This is a genomic window from Lampropedia puyangensis, from assembly GCF_004833285.1.
Lineage (GTDB): Bacteria > Pseudomonadota > Gammaproteobacteria > Burkholderiales > Burkholderiaceae_C > Lampropedia > Lampropedia puyangensis.
On sequence record NZ_STFG01000001.1, the window covers coordinates 141782 to 157527 of the forward strand.

The 15746-nt window shown below is 55.4% G+C and carries 11 protein-coding genes; 3 read left to right on the forward strand and 8 right to left on the reverse strand.

Annotated features, from left to right (window positions below; translation table 11 throughout):
- Positions 1–37: 37 nt before the first annotated feature.
- From E9531_RS00555 to E9531_RS00590, 8 genes are all read right to left on the reverse strand, one after another.
- The gene (locus E9531_RS00555) at positions 38–2650 is read right to left on the reverse strand and encodes a TonB-dependent siderophore receptor (protein ID WP_136571790.1); all 2613 of its coding nucleotides are present in this window, start codon (positions 2648–2650) and stop codon (positions 38–40) included.
- A 229-nt stretch (positions 2651–2879) separates the two neighbouring features.
- The gene (locus tag E9531_RS00560) at positions 2880–3974 is read right to left on the reverse strand and encodes a FecR family protein (protein WP_136571791.1); all 1095 of its coding nucleotides are present in this window, start codon (positions 3972–3974) and stop codon (positions 2880–2882) included.
- A complete protein-coding gene (locus E9531_RS00565) occupies positions 3975–4547 on the reverse strand; it encodes a sigma-70 family RNA polymerase sigma factor (RefSeq protein ID WP_244609921.1) in 573 nt (190 codons plus the stop codon).
- A 124-nt stretch (positions 4548–4671) separates the two neighbouring features.
- Positions 4672–5703, reverse strand: coding sequence for a FecR domain-containing protein (locus tag E9531_RS00570; RefSeq protein WP_158291687.1), 1032 nt, complete (start codon positions 5701–5703; stop codon positions 4672–4674).
- 169 nt (positions 5704–5872) lie between these two features.
- A complete protein-coding gene (locus tag E9531_RS00575) occupies positions 5873–6373 on the reverse strand; it encodes a sigma-70 family RNA polymerase sigma factor (protein WP_136571794.1) in 501 nt (166 codons plus the stop codon).
- Positions 6374–6467: 94 nt separating this feature from the next.
- Positions 6468–8951: a TonB-dependent siderophore receptor gene (locus tag E9531_RS00580; RefSeq protein WP_244609922.1), complete on the reverse strand. Its 2484-nt coding sequence runs from the start codon at positions 8949–8951 to the stop codon at positions 6468–6470.
- Between the two features lie 543 nt (positions 8952–9494).
- Complete coding sequence (locus tag E9531_RS00585; RefSeq protein ID WP_136571795.1) at positions 9495–10478, reverse strand: FecR family protein; 984 nt, start codon at positions 10476–10478, stop codon at positions 9495–9497.
- A 59-nt stretch (positions 10479–10537) separates the two neighbouring features.
- The gene (locus E9531_RS00590) at positions 10538–11110 is read right to left on the reverse strand and encodes an RNA polymerase sigma factor (protein WP_136571796.1); all 573 of its coding nucleotides are present in this window, start codon (positions 11108–11110) and stop codon (positions 10538–10540) included.
- Between the two features lie 136 nt (positions 11111–11246).
- Here E9531_RS00590 and E9531_RS00595 point away from each other — a divergent pair, with 136 nt between their 5' ends.
- The 3 genes from E9531_RS00595 to E9531_RS00605 all read left to right on the forward strand — a co-directional run bounded on the left by E9531_RS00595 (position 11247) and on the right by E9531_RS00605 (position 15695).
- On the forward strand, positions 11247–11744 hold the full coding sequence (locus E9531_RS00595) for a sigma-70 family RNA polymerase sigma factor (RefSeq protein WP_342210838.1): 498 nt from the start codon (positions 11247–11249) through the stop codon (positions 11742–11744).
- The gene (locus E9531_RS00600) at positions 11744–12868 is read left to right on the forward strand and encodes a FecR domain-containing protein (protein ID WP_136571798.1); all 1125 of its coding nucleotides are present in this window, start codon (positions 11744–11746) and stop codon (positions 12866–12868) included. The genes E9531_RS00595 and E9531_RS00600 overlap by 1 nt, the downstream gene beginning before the upstream one ends.
- A 214-nt stretch (positions 12869–13082) precedes the next feature.
- Positions 13083–15695 carry a TonB-dependent siderophore receptor gene (locus E9531_RS00605; protein WP_136571799.1) on the forward strand — a complete coding sequence of 871 codons (2613 nt, stop codon included), beginning with the start codon at positions 13083–13085 and terminating at the stop codon, positions 15693–15695.
- Positions 15696–15746 lie beyond the last annotated feature (51 nt).

Below are 15746 nucleotides of genomic sequence, written 5' to 3' on the forward strand. Positions count from 1 at the left end.
AGCAAGCCCTTTTTTATTGGGTGATGGTGTGAATGGTTTAGAACGTATAACGTACGTTCAAACGCCAGTCGCGTGGTGATCCATACATCACGCCGCTGTAAAAGCCCACACGTTGGTAGTAAGACTTATCAAACAGGTTGTTGACGTTCATGCTGACGGAGAGCTGTTTATTGACTTGGTAATTGGCAGAAAGATTGACCAAGTAATAAGCTGCTTGCGTGATACGACGTTTTTCTGTGATGGCTTTGCCGCTGGCGTCGGTTTGTCCCGTCGGTACCCCGCTCACGTCCGCCCAAGTTTGGCTTTGCCATGTCACACCGCCGCCAACACGCAAGTTACTCCATGCGCCTGGCAAGCGATAGCTGGTGCGTAAACGGAATGTATTTTTGGGCAAATAAGCATTGATCGTATCGCCTGCGTTGTTTTTAGCAACAGCACGAGTCCAACCTGCAGAGAGGTTCCAGTTAGGGGTGATCGCGCCTTGAGCCTCAAATTCAAAACCATTGACTTTGTTGCCTTTGCCCGTGCTGCGATAGGCTAACTCTTCCGTGCCGGGGATGTACATATAACCGCTACCGTTGTAGCCCTCTGGCGGTTTGCTGGGGTCGTAAGCTCCATCAGGCAGCTGACCACTGTCATCGATCTCTGCTTCATTGTCTTTACGGCTTCGGAAAATAGCTGCGCTGGTATTTAGCGCTCCATCAAAGAATTCGCCTTTGAGCCCCAATTCATAATGCTTGCCGTTGACAGGATCAATGTATTTACCTTCAAAGTTTCGGCGGTTTTGTGGCTTGAAAATATCGGTGTAGCTGCCGTATGCAGTGAGGTTTTTGGTAAGGTCCACCATCACAGCAGCGTAAGGCGTCCATACGTTGTCGATGGAATAGCCCGTGCGACTGTAACCGCCACTATTTGCCAGATAGCTGTAGCTGTCTTCTGACCAATCGCTGTAGCGTCCGCCTACCAATGCGCTGATACGGTTCGTCAAACTCAGTTTGGCAGACACGTAGAAGGCGGACTGGCGCCCGATTTTGTAAGAGCTGTCGTACCCAAGGTATTCACGTGAATATTCAGGGACGATGCCGTCCCAGTTGCGCCAATCTGGCACTTCCCATGTGTAGTCATCAGGGCGGTGGTCGATACCGGCTGGTGAGCTGTTGCGATAGCGTTCACGGTGATAGCCGACATTGACCAGATGTTCGCGGCCCAGCAGCTGGAAACGGCCATTCACATCCAAATCCCAAGATTTGGCTTTGCCGTAGTTGTTTCCACCACCATCCCACGCTGTTTTGCCTGTCCCATCGGGATTCGGGAAGTAGCCGGCACCACCAAACCAGCGGTGACCGTAGACTTTCTGATCGTCATCGGTATAGGTGACTTTGGCGCGCCAGTCGTCATTGAACTGGTGTTCTAGGCGTAAGAAGGTTTGCTTTTGCTGCACGTTCCATTGGCTCCAGCGCGCGGCCGGGTTGAACGAACGCGGCATATTGGCCAGCGATCCATCAGATAACCAGTAAGGAATCGTGCCCCAGGTCACGCCGGAATTTTCTGGTCGCTGGTAGTCATAACCCAACGAAACGATAGTGCTATCTCCAAGATCGGCTTCCAAGACACCGTAAAACACCTCTTTATCGCTGGTGTACCAATCGCGGAACGAATCTGATTTCTGCTTCACTGCCACCATGCGGCCACGCACATGGCCATTCAATGCCAATGGGCCACCCAGATCAATCTCTCCACGGCGGCTATTCCAGCTCCCCAGCGTAGCACTTGCATATCCAGCAAATTCGGCGGTTGGGCGTTTGCGCACTTGGTTCACAGTCCCACCTGGATCGCCCGCACCAAGTGTTTGCCCTGCTGCCCCGCGCAGCACTTCCATACGGTCGTATACCGCAGGATCGCTCGACAATCGAACATAACCGTTGTTGTAGCTGGTATTGACGCCATCAATCTGGAATGTGTTGATGGCGTAGCCTCGTGACATGTAGCTTACCCGCTCGGTGTCATTGGCGGTGACCACCACGCCGGTGACTTGTCCCATTACATCCGTAAGCGTTTGGGCGCCCATGTCATCGAGTTGCTGGCGTGTGACGACGGTAACCGATTGCGGGGTCTCGCGCAGCGACAAGTCCAGTTTGGTGGCAGTCGCAGCTGCGCGAACGCCGTAGCTGCCTGTACCTTCAGAGGTGGAGTCTGCCTTTACATTCCCAGTCACCACCACTTCTTGCAGCGCCTGGCCTGTGGCGGCAGCGCTGCTGGCTGGGGTGGGGTAGTCGTTCACGCGGCGCATGCCGTAGCTGCCACTGCTGTTGCGTACTGCTTGCAGATTGTGCGGCAGCAGCAAGGCCTCAAAGCCACGCTGCACGGTGTAGTCCCCGCTCAAACCGTTGCTGTTCAGACCTTGGGTCAAGGCCGGGTCAAAGGTCAATATGGCGCCGCTGGCCTGTGCAAACTGGTTCAGTACCTCAGTCAGGCTGCCTTGCCCAATTTGGTATTGGCGGCTGGCACTGGCCGCATCAGTTGCTGCAGTAGAGGTTTGCGCCAAGGCTGGAGAGCTGGCACATGCCCACGTGACTGCTGCCAGTACGGCAACAGCGACTGCGCGGTGGCGCATGGGAGGACGGGACGTGCGGTCAGAAAATGGATGCATGGATGGTCTCGCTCAAGCTGAGAGTGCTGTGGTGGAGGCTTGGCTGGTGGGGTGCGTTGGTGCTGGCACCCGTAAAAGGTGCTGGTGCATCAAGGCGTGGCTTGGCCTTTGGGTTTCCATCGGTATGACGAGCCAGATCAACACAGGGACAGTGCCTTGTGTGTTTTTTTCTTGATTTATTGCAACTTCAATACGGCAACATCAACTCTCTGTGCATGGTGGCATGCCGTTATGGTTGCCTGCGCATCACTTGTGTGGTCCATGGCGTGCTGTGCTGCACATAGACATCAGTGCTTTCCTGCAGTGCGCGCAGGCTGCGCTCGGTATCAATCAAGTCGAACACACCTGAGACGCGAATGCCAGCGAGCGATTTTTCGTCAAACCACAAGTAACCTGGGCGGTTGCGTTCCAGCTCATGCAAAACCTGTACAAGACTGAGGTTGTCGGCCAGCAGCTGCCCTCTGGCCCATGCCGGTGTGCTGGCTGCGTCAGGGGTTGCTGTGTGGAGCACGGGGTGCACGCCTTGTGCATCAATGTGTGTGCTTTGCCCTGCCTGCACCACTGCGCATGGCGCAGGGTTTGTTGGCGAGGATACATGGGGCAGGCAGGCCTTGACGGTTGATTCGAGCACCGAGACTTGGGTGCTGGCGCCTTGTGCTGGCCACAAGGCACTGTCGCTTTGGGCTCGGTAGCGTACGGCATAGATGGTGCCCATGGCTTGCGCGGTGGCGTTGGGCGTTTGCACGATGAAGGGCCGCGTTGTAGTGGCACCAGCGTTGGTTAGGGTAGGTGCTACATGCACCAACACATCACCGCGCACCAGCTCAATGCGGCGCTGGTTTGTGTCAAAGCGCACATTGAAGGCACTGTTACTGCCGAGTGTGATTTGGCTGTGGTCTGGCAGCTCGACGGTGGTGATTTGGCCAATGCCGCTGCGGTAATCGGCTAAACGGTATTGCGCTGCTTCGGTGTGCCAAGTCCACCATGTCAGCACACTCAGCAGGGCAGCAGCAGTCGTTCCCCCCAAAGCCCGCTTGCTGCGTTGCAGCGTTTGGCGGCGGTGGTCTGCGGCATGCAGGCCTGCTTGCAGTGCGGTGCGAGCAGCTGGCGTGTTGGCGTTGTCAAACCCAACCCAAAGTTGTTGCATGCGTGCATAGGCGTGGGCATGCTCTGTTTTACTTTGGAGCCACTGGTCGAATGCGGTTTGTTGTGCAGCAGTCCATGCCTCGCCAGATTGCTGTTGGGTGAGCCACCAAGCGGCTTGCTCAACGCAGGAATGGGGAGCTGGTGCGCTTTGCTGCTCGATTGTGGTGTCGCTGGCCATCTAGTTGGCAGTGCCATGCACCAAGGTGTAGCAATGCACCATGACTTTGGCAATGTATTGTTTGACCATGCTTTTTGAAACGTCCAGTTCCTCTGCAATTTGCGCGTAGTCCATGCCATCGAAGCGGCACAGCAAAAATGCCCGGCGCGGTTTATCAGGCAAGCCATCGAGCATGCGGGCGAGCAACCCCAGCAATTCCAACGTCTGCACACGTGCCTCTGTGGAAGGGGCATGGGCGTGGCTGCTCAGCGCTTCTAGCTCAGCCAGATAGGCGGTTTCGAGTGCTTTGCGGCGGCTATGGTCAATCAACAGGCGCGAAGCGGTGGTGACCAGCAATGCACGGGGCTGGCGCAGGTTACGCAGTTCTTGTGGGCTGATGGACAGCAGGCGGCAAAACGTGTCTTGCGTCAGGTCTTGCGCATGGTGCACATTGCGTGTTTTGCGGCGCAACCAGTCCAGCAACCACGCTTGGTGGTCGAGATACAGACTGGTCAACGGATCAGCCGCAAGAGTAGGGGGCGTGACAGCCTTCATGGCAAAAGCAGGTACGTTGAAAGGGTGCAGCAACGGCAACCGTGCAATTTTAAAAAACAGTATTCTAAATGTGAATTATTTTTATTTAAGTTTAATGTTGTGTAGTTACCGCTTTGACTGAACACAAAGCACGATTTGTGTTGTGTATAGGCCGCAAGCGGGTTTAGCGCGGCACCAGTGTGACCCAGTAGCGGGTGAGGTATTGCAGCCGAACGGGCAGGCCCAAGGTCAGGTTGTGCAGCGCACGCTCGGAGTCCCGCAGGGGAAATACCCCGGTGACGCGTAAATCTGCGATGGCGGGGTCGCAACGCAAGATGCCGTTGCGGTAACGTGCCAGTCGTCGCACAACATCGGCCAAGCGCATATCAGAGACCGACAACTGACCTTGGGTCCAGCTCTGGGCGCTAGTCTCAACGGGGCGGGGTGAGCCAATCTGTTTGGTGCCAAAGCGTGCACCTTGGCCTGCATCAATCTGCATGGTGGTGAACGGGGCTTCACTGGGTTTAACCAGTACAGCGCCTTCAAAAACTTCCAAGCATGTATTGTCTTTTCGCAAAGCCACGGAAAAACGCGTGCCCATAGCGGTTGCGCTGCCGTGCAGGGTCTGGACAAGTAGCGGCCTTGCGGGCAGTTGTGCATCGGGCGCAGACGTGACCATCACCTGCCCTGTGCGCAGCACAATACGCCGCTCAGTGCCGCTGTAGGCCACATCGACTGCGGAGGCACTATCAAGCACGAGCTGGGTGCCATCGCTGAGCACTTCCGTGCGGATTTCTCCAGTGCTGGTGCGCAAGTCCGCCCAAGCGGTTTGCCATGTTTGGCTGCGTTGTCCAACGTACGCTATGCCCATCACGCTGGGGGCCAGAATGACAAAACCGAGCAGTTGTCTGCGTGTTCGTGCTTCCAGCCGCTTGGGGTTGGAGTGTGGGAGGGAGGTGCGTTGCGCTTCGCTGAGAACCTGCTGGGCGATACCGGCGGGGACGATCTCTGGAAGCCGCATGAATCGACTGTCCAGCACTTGTAGTGCTTGCCATGCGCGCTCATGGTCAGGGTGTTCTGCACGCCAAGCTGCACAGGCCTCGGTATCTGCGGGAGATGCATCATCGGCCATGGTGCGCGCCCACCATTGCCCTGCGCGCTCAATGACCCGATCTTCAAGAGGGGCTGCTTGTGTGGGCGGCGCAGAGGAAAACATAAATAGTGCTGTGGGTTGAGAAAAACGCGACAAAAACGCGACAAAAGAGGGCTGTCGCAATGGCATTCATCATACAGTCAGCACCTGTGTGCTAACCATGGACAGGGGCTGCATGCAGATTGCGGCAATGGGGGCCGTGCAAGAGAGTTTTGGCGGCGCGCCGCGGCGCTCAGCCTATGTGCGCCGCACGCAAGCAAGCGGCCATGCCTTGGGCAATGTATTTTTCAACCGATGACACACTCACCTGTAAGGTTTTCGCAATATCGCGGTAGCTTTTGCCATCTAGCCTGAACATCAATAAAGCGCTGCGTGCCTTGGGCGAGAGTTTGTTCAAAATCATGTCCACCTCCAGCAGCGCCTGGATGGCGATGGCTCTTTCCTCTTCAGATGGGGCAAACGCTGCTGGGCGTGCGGCCAAAGCGTCAAGGTAGGCCGATTCAATCTGGCGCCTGCGCACCAAGTCGATCGCTAGCCCATTGGCAATCCGGCACAAATAACGACGTGGTTCCTGAATCGGGGGCGTGGTTTCAGCCACCATCAAACGCAGGTAGGTGTCGTGGGCAATATCTGCGGCATCAAATGCATTGCCCAAACGGCGTCGCAGCCACTGTTGCAACCAGTGGTGGTGGTCGACGTACAGACTCGCAATATCGGTAGCTACAGCAGACATGGCAAGAGAGGAAAATGAGGGTGAAAACAATTCGCATTATAGATTTTCAATTGACCCTTTTTTACTCTCTTGCAACAACAGCGATGGCAGAGATTTAGAACTTGCCTCGTAAAGTCAACAAGGCGTTGCGGGGTGTGCCGTAGTTGTTGCGGTTTTCAATATAGCTGGCGTATTCGTAATAGGTTTTATCAAAGATGTTGTTGATAGAAAGTGCCAGCGACCATTGGCGGTTGAAGTCGTATGCAATGCGACTGTTCCATATGCTGTATGCAGGTCTGCGTACGCCGGAGATGCTGTTGGCCATGGCACTTTGTGCACTCACTCCTGCTCCAAAACTCACACCATTCCACTCACCGGGCAGCCGGTAATCACTCCATACGCGTAGCAAATGACGAGGTGTATCTTCGTTGAAGGTTTGGCCTGCGTTGGCAGGGTCTCGCACATACTTGTTGCGGTTGTAGGTGTAACCGGCCGAGATTTGCCAATGGGGTGTCAGCGCGCCATGCAGTTCGGCTTCTACCCCTTGGCTGCGTACTTTGCCAGCGGCACGGTAGCAATAGCCGCCATCGCAAACGCGCCCGGCATCCCGGTCTTCAATGGCGCGGTTGGTTTGATCAATGCGGTACAAGGCCAGGGATGCGTTCAGGCGCCCATCCAGCAGTTCACCCTTGATACCGGCTTCGTAGTTGGCCCCCACAATGGGTTTGAGCACGCTGCCGTCTTGCGCTGTGGTGGTTTGCGGTTGAAAGACATCGGCATAACTGGCATAGGTTGACCACTGGGGGGTTAGCGCGTATACCACCCCTAAAAATGGGGTGAACTCCCCACTCTTCTTGGCATTGCTTGCGCTGTACCACGTAGTGGCTTGGGTTGTGAACAGGCTTTCAAACCAGCTGATGCGCCCACCGCTGACCAATGTCAGGCGAGGGGTAATTTCGCTGCGCAGTTGAGCGTAAACCCCTTTCTGGGTATGCGGCGCATAACGCGATTGGCGTTGTGTATCAGGGAATTCGGATGGCAATGCCACATCAGGATTGGGATTGAACACATCAATGTCGCCCAAGCCATAGGCGTAGGCAATGCGGTCGTTGCTGCGCAAGCGCGACAGGCTCACGCCTGCCGTCAATTGCTGATTCATTCCCAATAGGTCAAAACGGCCATTGATGTGGGCATCCAAGCCCATGTGGCGTGAAGACTTGTCGTAGTTCCATGCGTTTCCAACAGCTCCGTTTAACGTGATTGGATCCACAGCGCCAGTGCTGTCCATCACGGTAGTCAGGCTGGTTTCTCGTACATAGGCTGCTGCGACTTTGAGCTGCCAATCGGCATTGATGCGCTGGGCCACATCGGCAAAAAACTGTGTTTCATCACGGTCCCAGCGGTTCCAGTTAGCCCCTAGAAAAGTCGAGCGCGGTAAATCCAGCGAACGGCCATCGCTATAGCGTGGCAAACCACCAAAAAACGGGGTCGAACGTACGCGTGCAATCAGCACTCCGGCACCCAGCGTGGTGTCACTCGTGAGGTCATAGTCCACCGCCAGGTAGGCGTTGGTGTTTTTCTCATCGACAACATCGATAAAGGAATCCTTGGCGTCATAGTCCAGCACTGCGCGGGCCCGCAAGCTGCCATCGGTGTTCAGTGCGCTACCGGCATCGAGCATGCCCCCATAGTGGCCCCAAGATCTTGCGCGCGCCTCCAACAGAACCTGCTTTTCAACGGTTGGGCGCTTGCGTACCAGATTGATCGAGCCTGAGGGCGACCCCGCACCTTCAAACAGGCCTTGCGCACCGCGCAATACTTCAACACGGTCCAAATGCGCGGTACTGCCGCTAAAGCTATTGCCCACACCGTAGTAACCGCGTGAGAGTGGCAAACCGTCGTATTGCACGTTCGCGATTTTGAAGCCACGTGCAGAATAATTGCGTCCACCATCAGCCACTTCGCTAATCATGATGCCTGTAGTGTTCTCCATCACCTCACTGATGGAGTTCAGGTTCTGATCGTCAAGCCGCTGGCGTGTGACGACTGTGACGGATTGAGGAATCTCTTTAAGCGCTTGTTCAGACTTGCCGATCGTTGCGGCGCGGCTGCCATAACTTCCAGTTCCTTCAGTAGTGCCACTGGAGTGGGCTGATGCGGTTACCGTCACTTCTGGTAATGACGCTTCGTTGGCCCCAGTCTGCTTTCCTGAGGGTTGGATTTGCCAAGCATTGCCGCTGCGCTTGGCTACCAAACCGCTGCCTTCGAGCAGGCGACTCAAGGCCTGTTCTAACGAAAAATTGCCTTGCAATGCAGGCGCAAACTTGCCTTCAGTCAAATGTGCTGCAAACAGCACTTGCGCCCCCGCTTGTTGTGCCAACGTATTCAACGCTGGCCCCAACGCTTGAGCAGGAACATGCAGTGTGATGTTGGCCGCCGCCGTTGCCTTAGCGCTGGTTTGCGCCAAAACGTTCGGGCAGAGCATGCACGCACCGCAAGCGGCAACAGCGACAGCTAGCCGTGTGAAAGCGCTGCGCCCAAGTGGTGGCGTTGTGCAAGTGGTTTGAGGGGGGGATTCAGATGAAAAATGCAGTGGCATCAAAGGCTCCTTGAACAGCATGGCCATTCACAACGATCAATAAACGAAAGTGGTCAGAACCTATGTCGAACCCCGTGCAAGGAATCCCCTAGAGATATTTTCTAAAATTGAAACGAAATGAAACTGGAGTGCAAAGATGCCTATGCGGCAGAGCACATCATCGAGCGCTGCAACACCCCACAGCACACTTTCTGAGCTGCCTATGCGGCAGAGCACCAATCCGTGCTGGCCGGCAAAAGATCCTCGCTTTTCTGAGCTGCCTATGCGGCAGAGCACCGTCTGCCAGTCATCGCCCCCAGCAACAAGCTTTTCTGAGCTGCCTATGCGGCAGAGCACTAGGCCAATAGTGTGAAAATACTTTGATTTTTAAAGAACTTTTTTGATGAGGGCCTGCACTACCCTTATTGTAGTGGCTGCGCTAAGTGTTTGTTTTTCAATTTCTTTTTTGGATTCGCAAAAAAAGGGGCGCAAGCGGCCAGCGTGCATGGTTGTGGGGGAGGGAGATGTGTTTCCCCGCATGGCGCAGAAGTGGCTTGCGTGTGGTTACGGTCTAGGGTGTTGTGTGGGGGCGGTGTGAATGTCTACGCTGCCATCTGGTTGACGCAGCACTTGTAGGGGAAGAATTTGCCCAAGTTGAGTGAGCAGTTCGTCTGTATTGCTGCTATTGAAGACGCCTGATACCCGCAGGCTTGAGGCTTGCCCAGTCAGCGGTGCGTTGAGTAGGCGAATGGGGCTAGCATGGTAGCGCTGGATCTCGGCAATGGCTTGCTGTAAAGGGGTGTTGTCAAACACAAGCTGGCTGTGCTGCCAAGCGCTGGCGTTGCTTTGGTTGTGTTGGATTTGGGGCTGCAGTGTTGGCCAAACATACGCAGGCAAATCAACTGCAATGCTGACTGTTTGGCCTGCAGTCAGGCGGATCGCAGGCATGCCTTGCTGAGTGGCGTTGGCGTTGCTCACATCAACGATGCCTTCTTGCACATTGACCACGGTTTGGGCCGTTTGGCGCCATACGTCAAACTGCGTACCCACAACCCTCACTTGCACTGTGCCAGAGGTTACGGTAAGGGGGCGCCATGTGGCGTGGGCCGCCTCAATGTGGGCACGTCCTTTTTCAAGGGTGGCTTGGCGCGAACGCAGGCGCCATTGCATGCGCATGCTGCTGGCGGTATCGAGTGTGAGTTGGCTGCCATCGGCCAGAGGGACGTGCATGACTTGACCGACTGTGGTGGACCATTGTTCGGTGCGGTAGGTGGGGTTGAGCCACCATACTCCTGCCACAAGCAGAGCGACCAGCGCACTACTGGCACCGATGCTGCGTGCTGATGGAGACTTACGGCGCGCAGCTGGGATGGGAAAGAGTTCCTGCAACTGTGCCTGATGTGTAGCCAAGACAGTTTCTACCTGTGCAGAGTTCAATGCGGACGCCGATTCGGTTGGTGGTGCGCTATTGCTTTGAATAGGTTCGTTGGCGCTTTGGCCATGCTCTGCGGGCTGGTGCGCAGCGGGGTCAGGATGTTGGGTGCGCATGGCCAGTTTGAGAAGCGATGGTCGCAATGGTCAGTGGTTGCAATGAAGCGCTCGTGCTTTTAAACGGTGCCCCAAACGTCGGCCATGGCGATGCGGCAGCACGCCAGGGCCACCCGAACGTGTCGCTCAACAGTGCGCACAGACATTGCCAGATGGTCTGCTGCGGCTTGTTGACTCCAGCCGTGGATACGGCAGAGCTCGAAGGCGTCACGGCAGCGCGGAGGCAGCGCTTCAATTGCGCAGGCCAATTGCTGCAGTTGTTGTGTGGCTTGCAGACGGGCTTCAGGTTGCGCGGACGCAGCAGCTGCAATGGTGAGGTATTGCTCGGTATCGTCTGCAGGAACTAATGGCTTGCGCCAAGTGTGTTCGCGGCGCAGCACATCAATTGCACGGCGTTGAGTCAGGGTGCGTAAAAATGCCAAGGGAATACGCACATCACTCAAACCGGGTTCTTCGCGCAACAATTGAAGGCAGACTTCATGCACTGCTTCGCGAGCGATGTCCTCCGCCGACAGGCCGCAACTGTGCGGGCTTCGCCAGTATTGGCGACGTAGTGATTCCACCAAACCATCATAGTGGCGCACGAGGGCATGAATCAGTGACGTGGTATTGAGTTGACTGGCGGCTTGCATAGAGAGGCAACCTGCAAGATCGCTAATGGCAATACGTTGAAGGCGAATAGGAAGTGAGCAAACGGGTCGCAGTATATCGGTAATTTTGTTAATGAGAATGGTTTGTATCTATAATTGCCGATTTTCTGTTCATCCCGTGCAAGCCAACGTTGATCTCCTTTATGCAAGCCACCACCGATGGTTGCGCACTTGGTTGCACCATCGCATTGGGGATGCATTTCTCGCTGCAGATTTGACGCAGGATACATTTTTGCGGTTGTTTTTGGCGCGACGCGATTACTCAGGCCACGAACCAAAGGCTTTGCTAACGACGATTGCCAAAGGCTTGGTTGTAGACCATTGGCGACGACAAGAAGTCGAGCGCGCCTACCTGGAGGCTTTGGCTCACCAGCCTGCAGCGCTGGCGCCATCACCCGAGGAGCGTTTGATCGTGATTGAGGCGCTGGCGCGTATTGATGCCTTGCTGGCTGCAATGCCGCAGCGTACACGTGAGGTCTTTTTACTGGCCCAGCTGGATGGTCTGACGCTGGCGCAAATTGCTCAACGCACCGGCATGGCTGCTGTTACTGTGCGGCGGCATATTCACAAAGCCTTGGTTGCGTGCATGCTGGCCGTTGATGAAAGCGGTGAGTGATGGCCTCACATTCAGACGCTGCTGCACAACAAGCCAATGTATTGCACGAAGCTGCGCAGTGGTTGCTGCGCTTGCATTACGACACGCCTGCGGCGTCAGATCAATTGGCGTTTGAGCAATGGTTGGCACAAAGCGATACGCATGCCAACGCCTGGCAAAAAGCATTGAAAGTGCGCCAAATTTTTGAGGTGCTGCAAGAAGATTCTGCTGTTGGATGTGATGCCGCTGGCACTACTGCGAACAGTGACAATGGTGTGCGAGCGCATGCAGAGCCCGGGTGTCCACCGATGACTGGGCAGGCTCCTTCTGTCGCACAGCAGGCACTGAAAACGCTGGTGGCAGAAACACAAAGAAAGTCGCAGCAAGCACGCAGGCGAAACCTGCAATTGCTTGGTGCCTTGATGCTGGCTGCCCCGGCTTCATGGGTGGCATGGCGGAGTTCATCTTGGCAACAGTGGCGTGCCGATGTGGCCACTTCAACAGGGCAACGCCACACGCAAATGCTGCCCGATGGATCACTATTGGTGCTCAATACGGGCTCGGCCGTTAATGTAGCGTTCAGCCCGAAAGAGCGAAGATTGCAGTTGCTTGCAGGTGAAATCTTGGTTACCACGCATGCAGATGCGGCAGCCCTTGCACCACACAGACAAGCGCCCATGCCACAGTCGCGCCCTTTTTTAATTGAAACAGCACAAGGCACCATACAGGCTTTGGGCACGCGCTTTAGCGTGCGCATTCTGGATGATGAGACCACACGCGTTGCGGTTTGGGAGCATGCTGTTCAGGTGACTGTACGCCAAGGCACCACCCAACTGCTGCATGCACAACAGCAACTCGACTTTACACAGGCCAGTGCACAGGCGCCAGTGTTGGCCGATGTGCAAAGCACGTTGTGGCAAAACGGCATGTTGATGGCAAAAGACATGCGGCTTGACGCAGTAGTTGCGGAGTTGGCGCGCTACCGCCCAGGCTTTTTGCAGTGCGATCGGGCTGTTGGTGGTTTGCGTGTTTCCGGAGCCCTTTCACTGGATGACACTGATGCTGCACTGGCGTTGATTGCACAGAACCTGCCTGTGCGCATCGCCCAAAGAACGCGCTATTGGGTTACTGTTCTGGCCAGATAGGCGGGGGCCGGATACAGCAGGCATGGCAATGGGGGCCGTGCAGGCACATTATTTGAAGCCTAGGTGATCACTTTTTGTATCTCGTTCGGTAATGCATGGATGCAGTATGAAACACGCTTGTGCAATACGGTTTTCCTATACAAGGGGCGATGGCGGGATGTTTCATCTGCAGTAAGTTGATCCTCACCACGCAGCTTCAAGGAGCCTCAGCACCATGCGTCGCTTTTCCCGCCAACTTGGCAAAACCTCACTGCCCACGTTACCCCCGCGATGGCCGTTGGCCTTTGCCACCTCTTTTTCACCATCACTCAAACCGTCAACTTTGGCCGTACGTGCTGCCATACTCGGCTTGGTATTCGGGTTGGGGGTTCTGCCTGTGGCACAAGCGCAGCAAGGTAGCCCTGAAGGCACTCGCGCAGCACAGTGGCACTTTGATGTTGGAGCGGGTGGTTTAGGCGATGTGCTGGCCCAGTTCGCTGCTGCCGCTGGTGTGCAGTTGGTGTTTGATCCAGCCAGTGTGGCGGGCCAATGGAGCCGTGGCTTGCAAGGGCGCTACACGGTACAGCAAGCGTTTGAGTTGCTCTTGCAGGGAACCGGCTGGCAGGTCCAGGGGCAGGGAGAGAAAGCCTATGCCTTGCGAAAAATCGCGTCGGCAGAGAACGCCAATGGCACAGCCTTGCCTGAAGTAGTGGTGACGGCCACAGGATGGGATGGATTGACTGAAGGAACGGGTTCCTATGCGGCCAAGACGGTTTCGCTTGGTAAGTCCAATCAGGCCTTACGCGAGGTGCCGCGCTCGGTCTCGGTCATCACCCGCAGTCAGCTCAATGACCAGCGCATCGCCAGCTTTGATGATGTGGTTGAACAACTGCCTGGTGTGACGCTATTGGCTACCGATGGTTGGGGCTCTGGCGGGTATTACTCACGCGGACACACCATCAGCAATTTTTTGATTGATGGGGCACCTGCCAGGGCGAAAACCGAAGGAGACTTCACATTCAATACATCGATGGCCAAGTACGATAGCGTACAGTTTTTGCACGGGCCTGATGGGCTGTTCTCTGGGAATGGACAGCCTTCAGGCACGATGAATCTGATCCGCAAAAAACCGACTGCGCAGCAACAGTTCAAAACGGCGGCATCAATCGGTTCGTGGCAGAACTATTTGGGGGAAGTAGATTTCAGCACACCGGTTACGCAGGACGGGCGCATCCGCACGCGTGTGGTGGCTTCCTACAATGATAGGCACAAGTTCTATGACAACGCACACCGCAAAGACGGGGTTTTTTACGGCGTTGCCAGCGTGGATCTGACTGCCTTCTCCACGGTCAATTTGGGCTTTAGCCAAGACAGAAAACGTGGCAGTGGCCATGATTCGGCGACTGCCTTTCCACGCTACGTTACTGGCGAGTTACTGGATCTGCCGCGCAGTATTGGCTTGCCTGCATTTGCATTTTTGAATAGCGACTCGCGTAACTATTTTGTGGAATGGAATCACCATTTCAATGACGCATGGTCGCTGGCTGTGAATGCTTCCACAACGCGAAGCTCCACGGATGTGCTTATCCCCTTCTATAACGGCGCAGTGGACCCGGTGACCGGAGCCGGGTCAACGATTTTCCAATGGACAGACCAGTACAGCGGGGATGTTCGTTCACGCGCCATGGATGCCCGCTTGAGTGGCCATGTGGATGCATTCAACCGCAAACATCGTGTTCTTTTGGGGGCAGATTATGTGCGCACCCACAATACAGGAGCGATCTCCAGTGTGCGCGATGTGGGAGGAATGCCTATTGACTGGAATACATTCAACCCCGGCGCGATGACCCAATACAGTACAGATGCGCCGGCCTCGTTTCGCAACAACTTGAACCTGCAAAAAGGCCTGTATGGTTTTGCCGAGTTGGCACTGACAGACAACCTGAAATGGGTGTTAGGGGGGCGTTATGCACGTTACGACAATACTGATGCACGTGGTCGCCTGAATCGCCCAGTGGTTCCAACGATTTCTCGCAATGACGGGTACTTTTTACCCTACTACGCACTGGTCTACGACATTGCATCGGACTGGACGGTTTTTGTCTCTCGGGCGGAGAGTTTTGAAGACCAAAGTCGTTATTACAGCGCTCAACACCGTGCGCTGGACCCCACCAAAGGCGTGAGCTATGAAGTTGGCATCAAAGGGGAGCACCTCTCTGGCCAGTTGCAATCGAGCTTGACGCTGTACCGTACCAAGCGCAACAACTATGCCGTTAAAGTCTCCGACGACCCCTCATTCGATACGTATGGCGCAAGCTGTTGCTATAGCGGTGATGGCCGTTTTGAATCGCGCGGCATTGAAGTGCAGGTCAGTGGTGAGTTGACCCCAGCCTGGCAAGTCAACGCAGGCTATGCCTACGACGACAACTCCACACAGTATGGAGAAGATACGGGCCAGCGTTACGCATCGTTCACGCCACGCCATACATTGCGTGTGTGGAGCAGCTACCGCTTAAGTCAGGCACTGCCTGGGTTGCGATTGGGGGGCGGGGTGCGTATGCAGTCAGAGCATTTCCGTGAAGGCTCTGTCAAAGGATGGAACCCGCAAGGCGGCCCAGATGGATTAGGTGCTTTTGATGGGCCTACACAATCGTACCGGTTTACTGACCCGGGGCGTGCAGTGTGGAACGTGTTTGCCGAGTATCCTTTCAGCAAGCATTGGACTGCAGGCATTAACGTGAATAACGTGTTCGACAAGAAATACCTGCAAAGCGTGGGGACCATCTCAGGCGCCAATATGTATGGCGAGCCTCGCAGCGTGTATTTCACGCTACGCGGTAGCTTTTAAATTGAACAGACGATTGTTTAAAAGGCCATGCAAAGCAAAAACCACTGCAAT